This is a genomic window from Roseateles sp. NT4 (assembly GCF_051857475.1).
Lineage (GTDB): Bacteria > Pseudomonadota > Gammaproteobacteria > Burkholderiales > Burkholderiaceae_C > Pelomonas.
The window spans coordinates 990,329-1,005,681 of the sequence record NZ_JBPZGZ010000002.1; the positions used below are offsets into that span (position 1 = coordinate 990,329).

Sequence of the window (15,353 nt, forward strand, 5' to 3'; positions counted from 1 at the left end):
AGAAGCCGCCCTCCCCATGCCTACGCCTCGTGCGCCTGCCGCGCCCCTCTGGCGCCACCCGCTCGCGCGGCCTCTTGCCGCATTGGCCCTGCTGCTGGCCGTCGCCGCCGTCTTCGTGCCGGGCTTCCTGCATCTCGAGATCAAGGACGGCCATCTCTACGGCAACCTGGTCGACATCCTGCACCGCGCGGCGCCCTTGATGCTCGCGGCCCTGGGCATGACCCTGGTCATCGCGACGCGCGGCATCGACGTGTCGGTGGGCGCCGTCGTCGCCATTGCCGGCACGGTGGGCTGTGTGCTCGTGGGGTCGCACGGTCTGGCCATCGCCTTCGCCGCCGCCCTGGGCGCTGCCCTGCTGTGCGGCCTGTGGAACGGCCTGCTCGTCTCGGCCCTGGGCCTGCAGCCCATCATCGCGACGCTGATCCTGATGGTCGCCGGCCGCGGCCTGGCCCAGCTGCTGACCGACGGCCAGATCATCACCGTCTACGAACCGGCGAGCTTTTTCTGGCTGGGCGGTGGCTGGCTGCTCGGCCTGCCGGTGTCGTTGTTCGTCGTCGCGACGGTCGCGGGCTTGACAGCCCTGCTGATGAAGCGCACGGCCCTCGGCCTCTTCATCCAGACCGTCGGCATCAACCCCGTCGCCGCGCGCCTTGCCGGCGTGCGCACCGCCGCCATCGTCTTCTTCGTCTACGTCTACTGCAGCCTCGGTGCGGGCCTGGCGGGGCTGATGATCTCGTCCAACATCAAGAGCGCCGACGCCAACAACGCTGGCCTGCTGCTGGAGCTGGACGCCATCCTGGCCGTGACGCTGGGTGGCGGGCAGCTGAGCGGTGGCAAGTTCAGCCTGGCCGGCAGCCTCATCGGCGCGTTGATCATCCAGACGCTGACGTCCACCATCTATGCGATGGGTGTGCCGCCCCAGGTCACCATGGTCGTCAAGGCGGTCGTGGTGTTCGCGGTCTGCATCTCGCAGTCTTCCTTCTGGTCGACGTGGAGGAAGAAGGCATGAAGCGCCTGCTTGCCGCTCCCTCCTTCACCAGCTGGGTCAGCGTTGCGCTGATGGCCCTGCTCTTCATCGTCGGCGCCGGCAGCTACACGGGCTTCGGCTCCATGCAGGTCGTCCTCAACCTGCTCATCGACAACGCCTTCCTGCTCGTCATCGCCGTCGGCATGAGCTTCGTCATCCTGTCGGGCGGCATCGATCTGTCGGTCGGATCGGTGCTGGCGTTGACGACCATGGTCGCCGCCTGGCTGTTGCAGGTCGCGCACTGGCCGGCGGAGCTGGTCATCGTGACAGCACTGCTGGGCGGTGCGGTCTTTGGGGCGCTGCAGGGCCTGATCATCCACGTTTTCAAGCTGCAGGCCTTCATCGTCACGCTGGCCGGCATGTTCCTGGCGCGCGGCCTGTGCTTTCTGATCAGCGTGGACAGCATCACCATCGATGCGCCGCTGTTCGTCACGCTGTCGCAGACGCAAATCCCTTTGCCCGGTCCTTTCGCCGGCGCCTTTCTGTCGCCCGGTGCGCTGATCGCCATCGCCGTGCTGGGCGCCGGCCTGTGGATCGCGCACTGCACGGCCTTTGGCCGCACCGTCTATGCGATGGGCGGCAGCGAGGCCTCAGCCCTGATGATGGGCTTGGCCGTCGGCCGCACCAAGGTCGCGGTTTACGCGCTGAGCGGCTTCTGCGCGTCGCTGGCCGGTCTGCTGTTCGCCTTCTACATGCTCAGCGGCTATGGCCAGCACGCCCAGGGCGTGGAGCTGGATGCGATTGCCGCCGTCGTCATCGGCGGCACCGTGCTGACGGGCGGTTATGGCTATGTGGCCGGCGCGTTGTCAGGAGTGCTGGTGCTCGGCCTCATCCAGACGCTGATCGCCTTCGACGGCACGCTGAGTTCCTGGTGGACCAAGATCGTCATCGGCGCCCTGCTCTTCGTCTTCTGCGCCGTGCAGCGTCTGTTGTCTTTGAAGAAGGCCTCCGCCTGATCGCGCGTTTGATAGCCTGCGGCCATGCGCTATCTGATCTTTGACTTCAGCGACGGCGACGACGGCATTGCCGCGCTGGAAGCCATGGCCTCGACCCGCGAGGCCGAGCACGAAGCCGTGCTGGCCGAGGCCCAGCAGGTGCTGGACTGGGCCCACGCCCACTTTCCCAGCCGCCACGGCCCCGTCGAGGACGGCCACGCCTGGGACCATGAGCTGCTCGTGCAGCAGGAAGAGGGCGGCTGGCTGACCGTCGCGCTGACGCTGAGCGCGTCGCCCGCATTCCTCGAAGCCTTCCTGGCGGTGTACGGGGAGGTCGACGACGACTGAAGGCCGGCCCCGGCGACGCCGGCCTAACCCTTCAGCGTCTGCTCCAGCACATGCAGCTGCTGGTTGAGCTCGGTGTTCTTCTGGCGCTCGCCGCCGATCTTGCGCACCGCGTGCAGCACGGTGGTGTGGTCGCGGCCGCCGAAGAGTTCACCGATCTCGGGCAGGCTCTTCTGCGTCAGCTCCTTGGCCAGATACATGGCGATCTGGCGCGGCCGGGCGATGCTGGCCGGGCGCTTCTTGGAGTACATGTCGGCGACCTTGATCTTGTAGAAGTCGGCCACCGTCTTCTGGATGTTCTCCACGCCGATCTGGCGGTTCTGGATGGACAGCAGGTCCTTCAGCGCCTCGCGGGCGAGCGTGATGCTGATTTCCTTGTGCGAGAACTTGGCATAGGCCAGCACCTTGCGCAGGGCGCCTTCCAGCTCGCGCACATTGGCACGCACGTTCTTGGCGACGAAGAAGGCCACGTCCTCGGGCATGGGCTGGCCCTCGGCCTCGGCCTTCTTGATCAGGATGGCAACGCGCATCTCCAGCTCGGGCGGCTCGATGGCCACGGTCAGGCCGGCGTCGAAGCGCGAGGTCAGGCGCTCGTCGATGTCCACCAGCCCCTTGGGGTAGGTGTCCGACGTCATGATGATGTGGGCCTTCTTGGCCAGCAGGGCCTCGAAGGCGTTGAAGAACTCTTCCTGGGTGCGGTCCTTGCCGGCGAAGAACTGCACATCGTCGATGAGCAGCAGGTCCAAGGAGTGGTACTTGGCCTTGAGCTCGTCGAAAGTCTTGCGCTGGTAGTTCTTGACGACGTCGGAGATGAACTGCTCGGCGTGCAGATAGAGCACGCGGGCGTCGGGCCTGTCCTTCAGCAGCGCATTGCCGACGGCGTGGATCAGATGGGTCTTGCCCAGGCCGACGCCGCCGTAGATGAACAGCGGGTTGTAGGTGATGCCGGGGGCGCCGGCCACGTGCAGGGCCGCCGTGCGGGCCATCTGGTTGGCGCGGCCGGGCACCAGCGTGTCGAAGGTGAGCTGCGGGTTGATGCGGTGCTTGCTGGCGGCCGGGGCCTGGGAAGGCAGCATGACCACGGGCGCCGCGGCAGGCTTCAGGCTGGCGATGCCTGCGTCCACCGTCGGGATGGGCATCTGCTGGGGCGCCGGACCGGCCGGCAGGCTGATGGCGGCTGCCGAAGGCTCGCGGGCGACCAGGGCCAGCTCCAGCCGCGTCGGGCGGCCGGCCAGTTCGGTCAGGATGGCTTCGATGCGGGCGGCGTACTGGCGACGGATCCAGTCGCGCTTGAAATGGTTGGGGACCTTCAGCGTCGCGATCAGCGCGCTGGCGGCGTCGGCGCTCTCGCCGGCCACGGTCGCCGGTGGCAGCGGCCGGATCCAGGTGTTGAACTGCTGTTCGGGAAGCTCGGTGGCCAGGCGCTCACAGCCGCGCCGCCACAGGTCCGATGCCCAATCCGCCGAATTCATGCCCGCTGTCACCTGCACCCCGTCCGCCCCGTTCTGTTCTTCTAGGCTCATTGTGGAAAACTTGTTCTCGAGCGGTCGGATTGTACGGATCCGGGGCCACCCAAACCGGAGGTTATCCACAGAATTTCGAAGGAGGTCAATCCCTGGCAAACCCGGCTTGAGACCCGCGACTTATTGACCGCGCCGGCGGCTTCTGCTGTAATGCCGGGTTTTCGCGCATTGCGACTTGTTCGCCATGCGCTTTTTAGCCGGGGTCCACCAGTGGGCACCGGTCTCATCGCCGGGTGCCAACCGCTGCGCCCAGCCTGAACAAACCCTCAAAAGAGGTCTCCCATGAAGCGTACCTACCAAGCCTCCAAGACCCGCCGCGCCCGTACCCACGGCTTCCTCGTGCGTATGAAGACCCGCGGTGGCCGTGCCGTCATCGCCGCTCGCCGCGCCAAGGGCCGCAAGCGCCTGGCCGTCTAAGCCGCGCGACGACGCTTTCTCGCGTCGTCAGCCTCCGGGCAACCGATGATGATCGGCAAGCTGCAGCGCCCGGTGGACTTTGAGCGTGTGCTCGGCCGCCAGAGCCGGGCACGCAGCGCGCATTTCGCGCTGCACCACCTTTCGGCCAATCCGGCGCCCAGCGTCTGGCATGCCGCAAAGTTACGCACAGCTTCAGCCGAGTTATCAACAGGCGAATCACAGCCTGTTCACAACCCTGTGGAACATGACCCGCCCGCTGCGCCCTCAGTTCAAGTTGAGGGCTGCTGGGTGGGCATCGTCGTTCCCAAGCGGCATGCCAAGCGTTCCGTGACGCGCCAGCTCTTGAAGCGCCAGATCCGCGCCGCATTTGCCGAACATCCCGGCATGCCGCCGGGTTTGTGGGTCGTCCGCTTGCGCTCGCCTTTTGACCGCCAGAAGTTCCCCAGCGCCGCATCCGACGCCCTGCGTCAGGCCGCCCGCGCCGAATTGGCCCAGCTGCTGGACAAGGCCATGGCTCCCAAGCCGGCCCCGAAGGTATGACGCCGAGTTGGCCGGCCCGCGCGCTGATGGCCATCGTGCGCGGCTATCGTCTGATGCTCAGCCCCTGGCTGGGCAATGCCTGCCGTTTCGAGCCGACCTGCTCGCGCTACTCGCTGGCGGCACTCGAAAAGCACGGCGCCCTGGCAGGCAGCTATCTGACCGTGCACCGCATCCTGCGCTGCCATCCGCTCTGCGCCGGCGGGCACGACCCCGTGCCTGACAATGCGCCGCGCCTGTTTTCCCGCCTGACGTCCCCGGTGCCCCGCGCGCCGTCCTCCTCTCCCGAGTCCCTTCCATGACTGATATTCGCCGCACCGTGCTGTGGGTGGTGTTCACGATGTCCCTCGTCCTGCTCTGGGACGGCTGGCAAAAGCACAACGGGCATCCCTCGATGTTCAGCCCGACGCCCAAGACCGTGTCGGCGGCGCCGGCCACGCCCGCTCCGGGCGGCGCGCCAGAGGCAGCAGGTGCAGCGGGTCAAGCCCCGTCGGCGACGGCCGCCGCTCCGGCTGCAGCCCCGTCGGAGCAGATCACCATCCGCACCGACGTGCTGGCGGTCACGGTGGACACGCTGGGCGGCGACATCGTCCGCGCCGAGCTGCCGAGCTATCTGACCTCCTATGACCCGACGGTGACCGACCAGCTGCTGCAGATGGTGCATCTGCAGAAGAAGCCGGAGTTCACACCCCAGCCCATCGTCCTCTTCAACGCCGCCCAGCACTACCGCGCCCAGACCGGTCTCATCAGCGACCAGGGCACGCGTCTGCCGGCACGTGCCTATGTGGCCGTGGCCGGTGACCGTCAGCTCAAGGACGGCCAGGAATCGCTGCAGCTCAAGCTGGAGTCGCCGGCGGTGGACGGTCTCAAGATCGTCAAGACGCTGACTTTCCGTCGTGGCGTCTACACCGTGGACGTCACCCACGAGGTCATCAACGTCAGCGGCGTCCCGTTGACGCCGCGCCTGTACCTGCAGCTCGTGCGCGACGGCAGCACCGTGACCGGTGGCGCCGCCTTCACGCCCAGCTTCACCGGCCCGGCCGTCTACAACAGCGGCACCAAGTTCAAGACGCTCAAGTTCGAGGACATCGACAAGGGCAAGGTCGACATCACCAAGCAGGCCGATGACGGCTGGGTGTCGATGGTGCAGCACTATTTCGCCAGCGCCTGGCTGGTGAACCAGCAGGGCAAGCGCGACTTCTTCGTCCAGAAGGAGCTCGGCCAGGTCGGCGTGCGCGCTGACACCTACGCCGCCGGCATGGTCTTCACCCTGCCGACGATCGACCCTGACAAGAGCGTCACCCAGCAGGCCACGCTGTTCGCCGGCCCGCAGGAAGAGAACAAGCTCTCCGCCCTCGCCCCCGGCCTGGAGCGCGTCAAGGACTACGGCATGTTGACCATCCTGGCCGAGCCGCTGTTCTGGCTGCTCGACAAGCTGCATGGCTTCATCGGCAACTGGGGTTGGACCATCGTCGCCCTGGTGCTGCTGCTGAAGATGGCGCTGTACAGCCTGAATGCCAGCGCCTACAAGTCCATGGCCAAGATGAAGGCCCTGGCGCCCCGCATCAATGAGATGAAGGAGCGCTACAAGGACAAGCCGCAGGAAATGCAGCAGGAGATGATGAAGATCTACCGCGAGGAGAAGGTCAACCCCATCGGCGGTTGCCTGCCCATCTTTGCGCAGATGCCCATCTTCATGGCCCTGTACTGGGTGCTGCTGTCCACCGTCGAGATGCGCCAGGCGCCGTGGATGCTGTGGATCACCGACCTGTCGGTGCGCGACCCCTACTTCATCCTGCCGCTGCTGATGATGGCGTCCAGCCTGTTCCAGGTCTGGCTCAATCCGCCGGCCCAGGACCCGATGCAGCAGAAGATGATGTGGATCATGCCCGTCGCCTTCGGCATCATGTTCTTCGTGTTCCCGTCCGGCCTGGTGCTGTACTGGCTGACGAACAACATCCTGTCCATTGCCCAGCAGTGGATCATCAACAAACGGTTGGGCGTGAACTGATTCACACCCCCTGAATGAGCCCCCGCACGCGGGGGCTTTTTTCTTGGCGCCGCCAGCAGTTCAATAGCTACGCGGGGCAGAGAACACCGGCTCGGACGAGTCTCACGAGAGCACTCGAACCGAGCCTCCCCCGCGCCAACACCTGAAAGCAGCCGCCTTCACATCCAGTGACGGCGGCTGTTTTCCTTTCTGGGCCGCGACAATCGAACCCATGCTCGCCCGACACGCCGACCCCATCGCCGCCATCGCCACCGCTCCGGGGCGAGGCGCCGTCGGTATCGTGCGCGTGTCGTCGCCGCAAGACCTGGCCCCGCTGATCCAAGCCCTTTGTGGTCGTGCGCTGAAACCGCGCGAGGCGAGCTATCTGCCTTTCCGTGACGCCAACGGTGCGGCCATCGACCAGGGTCTGGCCCTGCACTTTCCGGCACCGCATTCCTACACGGGCGAGCATGTGCTCGAACTCCAAGCGCATGGCGGCGCCGTCGTCATGCAATTGCTGCTGGCCCGCGTCATCGAGGCTGGCGCCAACCTGCGGTTGGCCGAGCCGGGCGAGTTCACGCAGCGCGCCTTCCTGAACGGCAAGCTCGACCTGGCCCAGGCCGAGGCCGTGGCCGACCTCATCGACGCCAGCACCGAAGCCGCTGCGCGCAGCGCCAGCCGGGCCCTGGGCGGCGCGCTGTCGCACGAGGTCGGCGTGCTGCGCGACCAGCTCATTCAGCTGCGCATGCTGGTCGAAGCGACGCTGGACTTTCCAGAGGAGGAGATCGACTTCCTCGAAAAGGCCGATGCCTTTGGCCGGCTCGATCGCCTGACTGCGCAGCTGGGTGCCGTGCAGGCCCGCACGCGCCAGGGGGCGCTGCTGCGCGACGGCCTCAAGGTCGTGCTCGCCGGCCAACCCAACGTCGGCAAGAGTTCGCTGCTGAATGCGCTGGCCGGCGCCGAACTGGCCATCGTCACGCCCATTCCCGGCACGACGCGCGACAAGGTCAGCCAGACCATCCAGATCGAAGGCGTGCCCCTGCACATCACCGACACCGCCGGCTTGCGTGACGAGACCGCCGACGAGGTCGAGCGCATCGGCGTGTCGCGTTCCTGGGATGCGATCGCCGATGCCGACGTCGTGCTCTTCCTGCACGACCTGGGCCGCGTCGGCCAGGCCGACTACGAGGCCGAGGACGAGCGCATCCGCGCGCGCTTGGGCCTCGTGGATGCAAGCCGCATCGTGCAGGTCTTCAACAAGGCCGACCTCGCTGCTGCCCCGGCCGGCGAGATCGCGCTGAGCCTGAAGACCGGCGACGGACTCGAAGCGCTGCGCCAGCGCCTGCTGCAGACCGCCGGCTGGCAGGCCGTGCCCGAAGGCCTCTTCATCGCCCGCGAGCGCCATGTGCAGGCCCTGGCCCGCACCGCCGAGCATCTGGAGCAGGCCCGCGCCATCGCCGAGCAGCGCGACGCGGCCCTGGACCTGCTGGCCGAGGAGCTGCGCCTGGCCCACGACGCCCTGGGAGAAATCACCGGCGCCTTCTCGGCGGACGAGCTGCTGGGCGTCATCTTCAGCAGTTTTTGCATCGGCAAGTAATCCGCCAGGCCTCCTTATGCGTTCCTGACGCGCCACTGCTTACGGTGGTGTTGTCTCGATGCCCGAGGAGGTCGCATGCGACGCCTTCAACACTTCAGCTTCATCGCCACCGCGATCGAGCCCCGCCAGCCGGCAACCCAGACCCGGCCCGCAACGCCCGCCAGCCCGCAGCCGCGCGACGAGATGTGGCGCTCGCGGCGCGTGCTGTCCGGATCGGACTGGATGGACGCCTGGGTGCGCAAGCCCGGTCAGCGCTAGGCCGCGCCCGGCACCCGAGGCGCCGATTTCAGGGGGCGAAGCGGACGGCAGCCGGCACGACCGAGGCTAAAGTGAAGGACGGTTTTTCTTCAGCGTCCCTCATGCTGACACCTTCTCGAGACGCCCGGTCCTTGCTCGGCGCAGCCACCACCGTCGCAGGCCTGCTGGCTGCCATCGTGCTGGGCCTGACCGGCTGTGCCACCCCGGCGCCGACCGCCACCGAGTCGCGCCAGCCCGTGACCATCCTCGTGTCCATCGACGGCTTCCGCGAGGACTACCTGCGACGCGGCGTGAGTCCCACGCTGTCGCAGCTGGCAGCCGATGGCGTCTCGGGCGTCATGCACCCCTCCTTTCCGACCAAGACCTTCCCCAACCACTGGACGCTGGTGACGGGCCTGCGCCCGGATCGCCACGGCATCGTCGGCAACCGGATGGAGTCGCCCGAGCGCAAGGCGCCCTTCACGATGTCCACGGACGACCCCTGGTGGTGGAACGCCGCACCGCCCATCTGGGTGGATGCGGAGAAGGCCGGCGTGCGCACCGCCGTCATGTTCTGGCCGGGCGCCAACGTCGCCATCGGCGGCATGGAAGACGTCGACGGCCACAAGCAGGTCGAGGGCACGCGCCCCTCGGACTGGATGCAATACCACCAGGCCATCACCGACGTGCAGCGCGTCAACACGGTGCTGGACTGGCTGCGCCGGCCCGCCGAGATCCGCCCGAAGTTCGTGACGGTGTACTTCGAGAAGGTCGACACGGCCGGCCATGACTACGGTCCGGACAGCGCGGAAACCACGCGGGCCGTGGCCCAGGTCGACGGTGCGATCCGCGCGCTGCTGGCCGGCCTGAAGCAAATGGCCCAACCGGCCAATCTCGTCATCGTGGCAGACCACGGCATGGCCGCCACCAGCAGCGAACGCACGATCGCGCTGGACAGGCTGGTCGACCCCAAGCTTTACCATTTGGTCGAGACCGGCACCTTCGCCAGCCTCGCTCCGCTGCCCGGCATGGAAGCGCAGGTCGAGAAGGCCTTGCTCGTCCCTCACGAGCACATGCAGTGCTGGCGCAAAGCCGACATCCCGGCGCGCTTCCATTACGGTTCGAACCCGCGCATTCCGCCGATCCTGTGCCTCGCCCAGCCGGGCTGGCTGGTGCTGGCCGCCCCGCCGCGCAAGGCCGCCACCGGCGGCAACCATGGCTACGACCACATGGCGCCGGAGATGAACTCGCTGTTCATCGCGACCGGCCCCGCCTTCACCGGGGGCCGGGTGCTGCCAGGCTTCGACAACGTCGAGGTCTACCCGCTGCTGCGCCGGCTGATGGGTCTGCCGGCGGCCACCGGCGTCGATGGCGACGGCGCCGTCTTCCGCGACGTGTTCAGTCGTCGTTGAACAAGGCGTCGGCCAGGTAGAGGCCGGGCTCGACGCTCATGCCGAACAGGCTGCCCGACAGCGGGCGGGCCATCAGGTCGGCCGTCGAGAGCCCCTCGCGCGCCGTCGTGACCAGCATCTGGTCGCCCGCCGGACCGCCGAAGGCGGGACAGGTGACATTGCTGACCGGGACAGAGTAGCGCCCGAGCAATCGACCGTCCGGTGCATAGCGCGCGACGGCAGCATTGCCCCATTCGGCGTTCCACAAGCAGCCCTTGGCGTCCATGGTGGAGCCGTCGGGCCAGCAGTCGTCGTCGTATTCCTTCTTGGCGAACAGGCGCGGCTCGCTCACCTGGGCGCTGGCTGCGTCGTAGTCGCAGACCATCATGCGGGTGGTGGTCGTGTCGCAGTAGTGCATGCGCCGGCCATCGGGGCTGAAGCAGATGCTGTTGGAGATGCCCACGCCGTCCAACGCCAGCCGGCGCAGGCCGTGGGCCAGCGAGTATTGGTAGAAGCTGCCGATGCGCTGGCGCGGGTGGGCTTCGTCCAGCGTGCCGAAGACGAAGTTGCCGCTGCGATCACAGCGGCCGTCGTTGGCCCGCGTGGTGGGCAGATGGGCCTCGAGCGGCGTGATCGTCTCGGGCTCGGCGGCGACGCTGCCGGTGGCCTGCAGGTCGGGCAGGGTCAGCCGCGCCAGGCGCTTGGCCATGGCGAGGATGAGGGCGCCCGAGCGGCCGTGCACAAAGCTGCCGACGCGCTCGGGCAGGCGTACCTGCAGCGTCTCGCTCGCGCCGGGTGTCCAGGCGTGGATGCAGGAGCCCTCGATGTCGGTCCACCACCAGCGGCCGCTGGGGGCATGCCACTGGATGCCTTCACCCAGGCGGTTGGGTTGGGCAAGGGCGAGGGCAAAGGGATGTTCAGCTTGGCTCATCGGGGCGGGCGGGGGACTTGGATTCGAGAGCGGCGCGGGCCTGCTTGCGCGCTATTGCCGAGGCATGGCGCTGGCGCTCTTCGGGGGTGAAGGGTCGCAGCGGCGGCACGGGCACGGGCTTGTTGTCGTCACCGACGGCCACCATCGTGAAATAGCAGCTGTTCACGTGGCGGGTTTCCTGGGTGCGGATGTTTTCTGCCACGACCTTGATGCCGACTTCCATCGACGAGCTGCCCGTCATGTTGACGCTGGCCAGGAAGGTGACCAGCTCGCCCACGTGGATGGGCTGACGAAAGATGACGCGGTCCACGGACAGCGTGACGACATAGCGCCCGGCATAGCGGCTGGCGCAGGCATAGGCCACCTGGTCCAGCAGCTTGAGGATGTTGCCGCCGTGGACGTTGCCGGAGAAGTTGGCCGTGTCCGGTGTCATCAGCACCGTCATCGTCAGTTGGTGGGCGGGCAGGTCCATGGCGCGATCCTCGTCAGGAGAAGCGATGGATTGTGGTGCTGCGCCATGTCTCCCCGGGCCTCAGCACCGTCGAAGGCCAGTCCTCGCTGGCTTCGTGATGCGGTGAGTCGGGGTTGTGCTGGGTCTCCAGGCACAGGCCGTCGCCCTGGCGATAGATGCGGCCGTTCGGCCCGCACAGGCTGCCGTCGAGGAAGTTGCCGGAATAGAACTGCATGGCGGGTTCGCTGGTCAGCACCTGCATGCGGCGGCCGGAATGCGGATCGTCCAGCGTGGCGGCGAGGCGCAGGCCGTCGGCGTCCGGCTCGCCGTCGAGCAGGAAGTTGTGGTCATAGCCCTTGGCGACGAGCAGCTGCGGATGGGCCTTGCGGATGCGGGCGACGATGGCGGTGGGCTGGCGGAAGTCGAAGGGCGTGCCTTCGACCGATGCGTGGCGCTGTGGGATCAGGTGCTCGTCGACCTCGCTGTAGCGGGACGCCGGGATGGTGAGGCGATGGCGCAGCACGCTGCCGTCGCCGGCGAGGTTGAAGTAGTCGTGATGGGTCAGGTTGACGACGGTGGCGCGGTCGGTCGTGGCCTCGTAGCCGATGCGCCAACTGTTCTCGGTCGCGCTGACGGCGTAGCGCACACTGACCTTGAGCTCACCGGGGAAGCCTTGCTCGCCATGCGGGCTGGTGTAGCTGAACAGCAGCGCAGCGGCTTCACCGGCGCAGGGCTCCACAGGCTCGGCCGTCCACAGCCGATGGCCGAAGCCTTCGGTGCCGCCATGCAGGCAATTCGGCCCGTCGTTGCGGGCCAGCGGGTAAGTCTCACCGTCCAACTCGAAGCCGGCGTGGGCAATGCGGTTGCCGTAGCGGCCGACGATGATGCCGAAGGACGGGTTGCGGTGGACGTAGTCGTCGAGGTTGTCGAAGCCCAGCACGACATTGCCGCTCTGGCCTTGGGCATCCGGCACCCACAGGCCGGTGACGATGCCGCCCAGTGTGATGGCGCTCAGCTTCAGTCCGAGGCCATTGCCCAGCGTGTACTCATGGACGACACGGCCGTCGGGCAGACGCCCGTACTCGACGCACTGCATGCTCAGACCCAACCGCCGTCAACGATGAAGTCTTGCGCCGTGCACATGGCGCTGTCATCGGCCGCGAGGAACAGTGCCATGCGTGCGATGTGATCAGGCATCAGCGGCTCGTTGATGCACTGACCCTTGGCGATCTCCTGCTTGGTCTCCTCGGTGACCCAGAGCTTCAATTGCTTCTCGGTCATGACCCAGCCCGGCACCAGCGTGTTGACGCGGATCTTGTACGGTCCGAAGTCGCGCGCCAGGCAGCGCGTCAGCCCCTGGGCCGCGGCCTTGCTGGCGGTGTAGGCCGGCATGCCACCCTGCTTGAGCATCCAGCTGATGGAGCCGAAGTTGATGATGGAACCAAAGCCGGCAGCCTTCATGTCCGGCAGCACAGCCTGGGCGGTGAAGAACTGGTGCTTGATGTTGACGGCGACGCTGGCGTCCCAGAACTCCGGCGTGGTGTCTTCCACCGCATGCCGCTTGTCGTTGGCGGCGTTGTTCAGCAGCACGGTGAACGGCCCGGTGCGCTCGCGCAGGGCCGCAATGGCAGCGCGCAGGGATTCGACCTGGGACAGGTCCGCTGCCATGAACTGAGGTGCGTGGCGCGACGTCGCAGCCAGGCGCGCCGCCAACGCCTTCCCCTCCTCGGCCGCCAGATCGATGAAGGCCACCTTGGCCCCTTGAGCGGCAAAGGCCTCGACCAGCGTTTCGCCGATGCCGGTGGCGCCCCCGGTGATCAGGACGGCCCGGTCCTGCAGGCTGGGGTAGAGGGCATAGGAACTCATCGAACTGTCTCCGAAGCAAAGCAGTCGCCCGGCTGCTTTGGCCTGGCATTGATCGAATTATTAGTCATACTTTTTTGTTTGCAAAGCCAACAAATTTCGGGTTAACCCCAATCAACTCGCCTAAATAGTCATACTTTAATGCGGACCATTGCCGGCGATGACAGCTGGCCGCCCACCGCCCGACGGTGCGCGCATTCCAAACTTCCAGAGACAAGGGCCCCATCATGAGCGCCTCCACCACCCGCCCTACGCGACCGTACCGCGGCGTCTTCCCCGTCGTCCCGACCATCTTCCACGCCGACGGCACGCTGGACCTCCCCGGCCAGTTGCGCTGCGTCGACTTCATGATCGACGCCGGCTCCACCGGCCTGTGCATCCTCGCGAACTTCTCCGAGCAGTTCGTGCTGGCTGATGCCGAACGCGAGACCCTGACGCGTGCCATCCTCGAGCATGTGGCCGGCCGCGTGCCCGTCATCGTCACGACGACGCATTACTCGACACAGATCTGCATCGAGCGCAGCCAATTCGCGCAGTCGCTAGGTGCCGCCATGGTCATGGTCATGCCGCCGTACCACGGCGCCACCTTCCGCGTATCCGAAGGCCAGATCGAGAGCTTCTACCAGCGCCTGTCCGACGCGATCTCGATTCCCATCATGATCCAGGACGCCCCGGTGGCCGGTACGCCGCTGTCGGTGCCCTTCCTGGCGCGCATGGCGGCCAACATCGCCAACGTGAAGTATTTCAAGCTGGAGATGCCCCAGGCCGCAGCCAAGATGCGCGAGCTGATCCGCGTCGGCGGTGCCGCCATCGAAGGCCCGTGGGACGGCGAAGAAGCCATCACGCTGCTGGCCGACCTGGATGCCGGCGCCACCGGCGCCATGACAGGCGGCGGCTTCCCGGACGGCATCCGCAAGATCTTCGATGCCTTCCACGCCGGCGACCGCGAGGAAGCCGTGGTGCAGTACGGCCGCTGGCTGCCGCTGATCAACTACGAGAACCGCCAGGGCGGCATCCTGACGGCCAAGGCGCTGATGAAGGCCGGCGGCGTCATCGAGAGCGACGCGCCACGCCACCCCTTCCCCGAGATGAGCCCCGAGACGCGCGCCGGCCTGCTGGACGCGGCCAAGCGACTCGATCCCCTGGTTCTCCGCTGGGGCAAGTGATGCGCGCGCTGTTCGCAGCGTTGCTCGCGCTGTGCTTGGCCGCTTCTGCCTGCGCCATGGAGCCGCAGGGCGATACCAGCGCGCATGACCCCACGCTGCTGATCCAGGGCGAGCGCTGGTTCGTCTTCACGACGGGCAAGGGTCTGCAGCGGCTGGAGTCCACCGACGCCGGCAAGACCTGGCGTCGTCTCGCGCCTGTGTTCAGCGAGCCGCCCGCCTGGTGGCTTGATGCCGTGCCCGAACACAAGGGCCTGGATGTCTGGGCGCCCAAGCTGTTCGCGCATCGCGGCCGCATCTGGGCGCTGTACTCCATCTCCACCTTCGGCAAGAACCGCTCGGCCATCGGCCTGGTCAGCAGCGACAAGGCGGACGGCGCTGAGTGGCGTGATGAGGGCCTGGTGGTGCAGAGTCGCGCGGAAGACAACTTCAATGCCATCGACCCCGACCTCTTCGCCGACACCGACGGCAAGCTGTGGCTGAGCTACGGCTCCTTCTGGGGCGGCATCCGCTTGACCGAGCTGAGCGCCGACACATTGCGGCCCACTGGCGAGACGAAGTTCATCGCCAGCCGCAAGGGCGGCATCGAGGCACCGACGATTGCTCGTCGTGGCGACTGGGTCTATCTCTTCGCCTCCTACGACCTCTGCTGCCGCGGCGCCGCCAGCAGCTACAACATCCGCGTCGGCCGCGCCCGCAGCGTCCAAGGTCCCTACCTCGACCGCGACGGCAAGGACATGATGGACGCTGGCGGTACGCCGCTGCTATCGGGCGGCACGCGCTGGAAAGGCCCCGGCCACCAGGACGTGGTGGGTGATTGGCTCGTTCATCACGCCTACGACAGTGAACGCGGCGGCAAGCCGCATCTGCGCATCAAGCGCCTGAGCTGGTCCGACGATGGCTGGCCTGTGATTCCCTCACAAGAAGATTGAACCGGAGACCCACC

At 67.0% G+C, this 15,353-nt stretch carries 17 protein-coding genes; 12 read left to right on the plus strand and 5 right to left on the minus strand.

Annotated features, from left to right (window positions below; all coding sequences use genetic code 11):
- The first annotated feature begins 16 nt into the window (after positions 1 to 16).
- Genes ACS5PN_RS14275 through ACS5PN_RS14285 form a run of 3 tightly spaced genes read left to right on the plus strand, consistent with a single transcriptional unit; the run spans position 17 to position 2,310 of the window.
- Positions 17 to 1,009, plus strand: a complete 993-nt coding sequence (locus tag ACS5PN_RS14275) for an ABC transporter permease (protein ID WP_439464631.1) — start codon at positions 17 to 19, stop codon at positions 1,007 to 1,009.
- Positions 1,006 to 1,983, plus strand: a complete 978-nt coding sequence (gene yjfF, locus ACS5PN_RS14280) for a galactofuranose ABC transporter, permease protein YjfF (RefSeq protein WP_439464632.1) — start codon at positions 1,006 to 1,008, stop codon at positions 1,981 to 1,983. The genes ACS5PN_RS14275 and yjfF overlap by 4 nt, the downstream gene beginning before the upstream one ends.
- A gap of 24 nt (positions 1,984 to 2,007) precedes the next feature.
- A complete protein-coding gene (locus tag ACS5PN_RS14285; RefSeq protein WP_439464633.1) occupies positions 2,008 to 2,310 on the plus strand; it encodes a hypothetical protein in 303 nt (100 codons plus the stop codon).
- 23 nt (positions 2,311 to 2,333) lie between these two features.
- Here the strand turns inward: ACS5PN_RS14285 and dnaA are convergent, their stop codons facing one another.
- Positions 2,334 to 3,779, minus strand: a complete 1,446-nt coding sequence (gene dnaA / locus ACS5PN_RS14290) for a chromosomal replication initiator protein DnaA (RefSeq protein ID WP_439464634.1) — start codon at positions 3,777 to 3,779, stop codon at positions 2,334 to 2,336.
- A 333-nt stretch (positions 3,780 to 4,112) separates the two neighbouring features.
- On the opposite strand from dnaA, the gene rpmH reads away from it, so the two are divergent.
- The 7 genes from rpmH to ACS5PN_RS14325 all read left to right on the plus strand — a co-directional run bounded on the left by rpmH (position 4,113) and on the right by ACS5PN_RS14325 (position 10,020).
- Positions 4,113 to 4,247, plus strand: coding sequence for a 50S ribosomal protein L34 (rpmH, locus tag ACS5PN_RS14295; RefSeq protein WP_054021782.1), 135 nt, complete (start codon positions 4,113 to 4,115; stop codon positions 4,245 to 4,247).
- Between the two features lie 45 nt (positions 4,248 to 4,292).
- Positions 4,293 to 4,787: a ribonuclease P protein component gene (locus tag ACS5PN_RS14300; RefSeq protein ID WP_439464635.1), complete on the plus strand. Its 495-nt coding sequence runs from the start codon at positions 4,293 to 4,295 to the stop codon at positions 4,785 to 4,787.
- Positions 4,784 to 5,086 (plus strand): membrane protein insertion efficiency factor YidD, encoded by a 303-nt coding sequence (yidD, locus tag ACS5PN_RS14305; RefSeq protein WP_439464636.1) that lies wholly within the window; start codon positions 4,784 to 4,786, stop codon positions 5,084 to 5,086. The genes ACS5PN_RS14300 and yidD overlap by 4 nt, the downstream gene beginning before the upstream one ends.
- Positions 5,083 to 6,795, plus strand: a complete 1,713-nt coding sequence (yidC, locus tag ACS5PN_RS14310) for a membrane protein insertase YidC (RefSeq protein ID WP_439464637.1) — start codon at positions 5,083 to 5,085, stop codon at positions 6,793 to 6,795. Before yidD ends, yidC begins: the two co-directional genes overlap by 4 nt.
- A 211-nt stretch (positions 6,796 to 7,006) precedes the next feature.
- Entirely contained in the window at positions 7,007 to 8,371 is a 1,365-nt protein-coding gene (gene mnmE / locus ACS5PN_RS14315) for a tRNA uridine-5-carboxymethylaminomethyl(34) synthesis GTPase MnmE (protein ID WP_439464638.1), read from the plus strand.
- Between the two features lie 75 nt (positions 8,372 to 8,446).
- Entirely contained in the window at positions 8,447 to 8,629 is a 183-nt protein-coding gene (locus tag ACS5PN_RS14320; RefSeq protein ID WP_439464639.1) for a hypothetical protein, read from the plus strand.
- Between the two features lie 101 nt (positions 8,630 to 8,730).
- Entirely contained in the window at positions 8,731 to 10,020 is a 1,290-nt protein-coding gene (locus ACS5PN_RS14325) for an ectonucleotide pyrophosphatase/phosphodiesterase (protein ID WP_439464640.1), read from the plus strand.
- Here ACS5PN_RS14325 and ACS5PN_RS14330 read toward each other — a convergent pair.
- From ACS5PN_RS14330 to ACS5PN_RS14345, 4 genes are read right to left on the minus strand one after another with little or no spacing between them, the layout of a single operon-like run.
- Positions 10,007 to 10,930, minus strand: coding sequence for an SMP-30/gluconolactonase/LRE family protein (locus tag ACS5PN_RS14330; RefSeq protein WP_439464641.1), 924 nt, complete (start codon positions 10,928 to 10,930; stop codon positions 10,007 to 10,009). The two genes, ACS5PN_RS14325 and ACS5PN_RS14330, sit on opposite strands and share 14 nt — an antisense overlap.
- Positions 10,917 to 11,402: an acyl-CoA thioesterase gene (locus tag ACS5PN_RS14335; protein ID WP_439464642.1), complete on the minus strand. Its 486-nt coding sequence runs from the start codon at positions 11,400 to 11,402 to the stop codon at positions 10,917 to 10,919. The genes ACS5PN_RS14330 and ACS5PN_RS14335 overlap by 14 nt, the downstream gene beginning before the upstream one ends.
- Before the next feature lie 13 nt (positions 11,403 to 11,415).
- Positions 11,416 to 12,477, minus strand: a complete 1,062-nt coding sequence (locus ACS5PN_RS14340) for an aldose epimerase family protein (RefSeq protein WP_439464643.1) — start codon at positions 12,475 to 12,477, stop codon at positions 11,416 to 11,418.
- A gap of 2 nt (positions 12,478 to 12,479) precedes the next feature.
- On the minus strand, positions 12,480 to 13,247 hold the full coding sequence (locus tag ACS5PN_RS14345) for an SDR family NAD(P)-dependent oxidoreductase (RefSeq protein WP_439464644.1): 768 nt from the start codon (positions 13,245 to 13,247) through the stop codon (positions 12,480 to 12,482).
- 224 nt (positions 13,248 to 13,471) lie between these two features.
- Here ACS5PN_RS14345 and ACS5PN_RS14350 point away from each other — a divergent pair, with 224 nt between their 5' ends.
- Both ACS5PN_RS14350 and ACS5PN_RS14355 read left to right on the plus strand, forming a co-directional pair.
- Positions 13,472 to 14,410 (plus strand): dihydrodipicolinate synthase family protein, encoded by a 939-nt coding sequence (locus tag ACS5PN_RS14350; RefSeq protein WP_439464645.1) that lies wholly within the window; start codon positions 13,472 to 13,474, stop codon positions 14,408 to 14,410.
- Positions 14,410 to 15,339: an arabinan endo-1,5-alpha-L-arabinosidase gene (locus tag ACS5PN_RS14355; RefSeq protein WP_439464646.1), complete on the plus strand. Its 930-nt coding sequence runs from the start codon at positions 14,410 to 14,412 to the stop codon at positions 15,337 to 15,339. Before ACS5PN_RS14350 ends, ACS5PN_RS14355 begins: the two co-directional genes overlap by 1 nt.
- Positions 15,340 to 15,353 lie beyond the last annotated feature (14 nt).

Coding starts and splice junctions, on each gene's coding strand:
- ACS5PN_RS14275 (WP_439464631.1), top strand. CDS start 17: ATGCCTACGCCTCGTGCGCCTGCCGCGCCCCTCTGGCGCCACCCGCTC.
- yjfF (WP_439464632.1), top strand. CDS start 1,006: ATGAAGCGCCTGCTTGCCGCTCCCTCCTTCACCAGCTGGGTCAGCGTT.
- ACS5PN_RS14285 (WP_439464633.1), top strand. CDS start 2,008: ATGCGCTATCTGATCTTTGACTTCAGCGACGGCGACGACGGCATTGCC.
- dnaA (WP_439464634.1), bottom strand. CDS start 3,779: ATGAATTCGGCGGATTGGGCATCGGACCTGTGGCGGCGCGGCTGTGAG.
- rpmH (WP_054021782.1), top strand. CDS start 4,113: ATGAAGCGTACCTACCAAGCCTCCAAGACCCGCCGCGCCCGTACCCAC.
- ACS5PN_RS14300 (WP_439464635.1), top strand. CDS start 4,293: ATGATGATCGGCAAGCTGCAGCGCCCGGTGGACTTTGAGCGTGTGCTC.
- yidD (WP_439464636.1), top strand. CDS start 4,784: ATGACGCCGAGTTGGCCGGCCCGCGCGCTGATGGCCATCGTGCGCGGC.
- yidC (WP_439464637.1), top strand. CDS start 5,083: ATGACTGATATTCGCCGCACCGTGCTGTGGGTGGTGTTCACGATGTCC.
- mnmE (WP_439464638.1), top strand. CDS start 7,007: ATGCTCGCCCGACACGCCGACCCCATCGCCGCCATCGCCACCGCTCCG.
- ACS5PN_RS14320 (WP_439464639.1), top strand. CDS start 8,447: ATGCGACGCCTTCAACACTTCAGCTTCATCGCCACCGCGATCGAGCCC.
- ACS5PN_RS14325 (WP_439464640.1), top strand. CDS start 8,731: ATGCTGACACCTTCTCGAGACGCCCGGTCCTTGCTCGGCGCAGCCACC.
- ACS5PN_RS14330 (WP_439464641.1), bottom strand. CDS start 10,930: ATGAGCCAAGCTGAACATCCCTTTGCCCTCGCCCTTGCCCAACCCAAC.
- ACS5PN_RS14335 (WP_439464642.1), bottom strand. CDS start 11,402: ATGGACCTGCCCGCCCACCAACTGACGATGACGGTGCTGATGACACCG.
- ACS5PN_RS14340 (WP_439464643.1), bottom strand. CDS start 12,477: ATGCAGTGCGTCGAGTACGGGCGTCTGCCCGACGGCCGTGTCGTCCAT.
- ACS5PN_RS14345 (WP_439464644.1), bottom strand. CDS start 13,247: ATGAGTTCCTATGCCCTCTACCCCAGCCTGCAGGACCGGGCCGTCCTG.
- ACS5PN_RS14350 (WP_439464645.1), top strand. CDS start 13,472: ATGAGCGCCTCCACCACCCGCCCTACGCGACCGTACCGCGGCGTCTTC.
- ACS5PN_RS14355 (WP_439464646.1), top strand. CDS start 14,410: ATGCGCGCGCTGTTCGCAGCGTTGCTCGCGCTGTGCTTGGCCGCTTCT.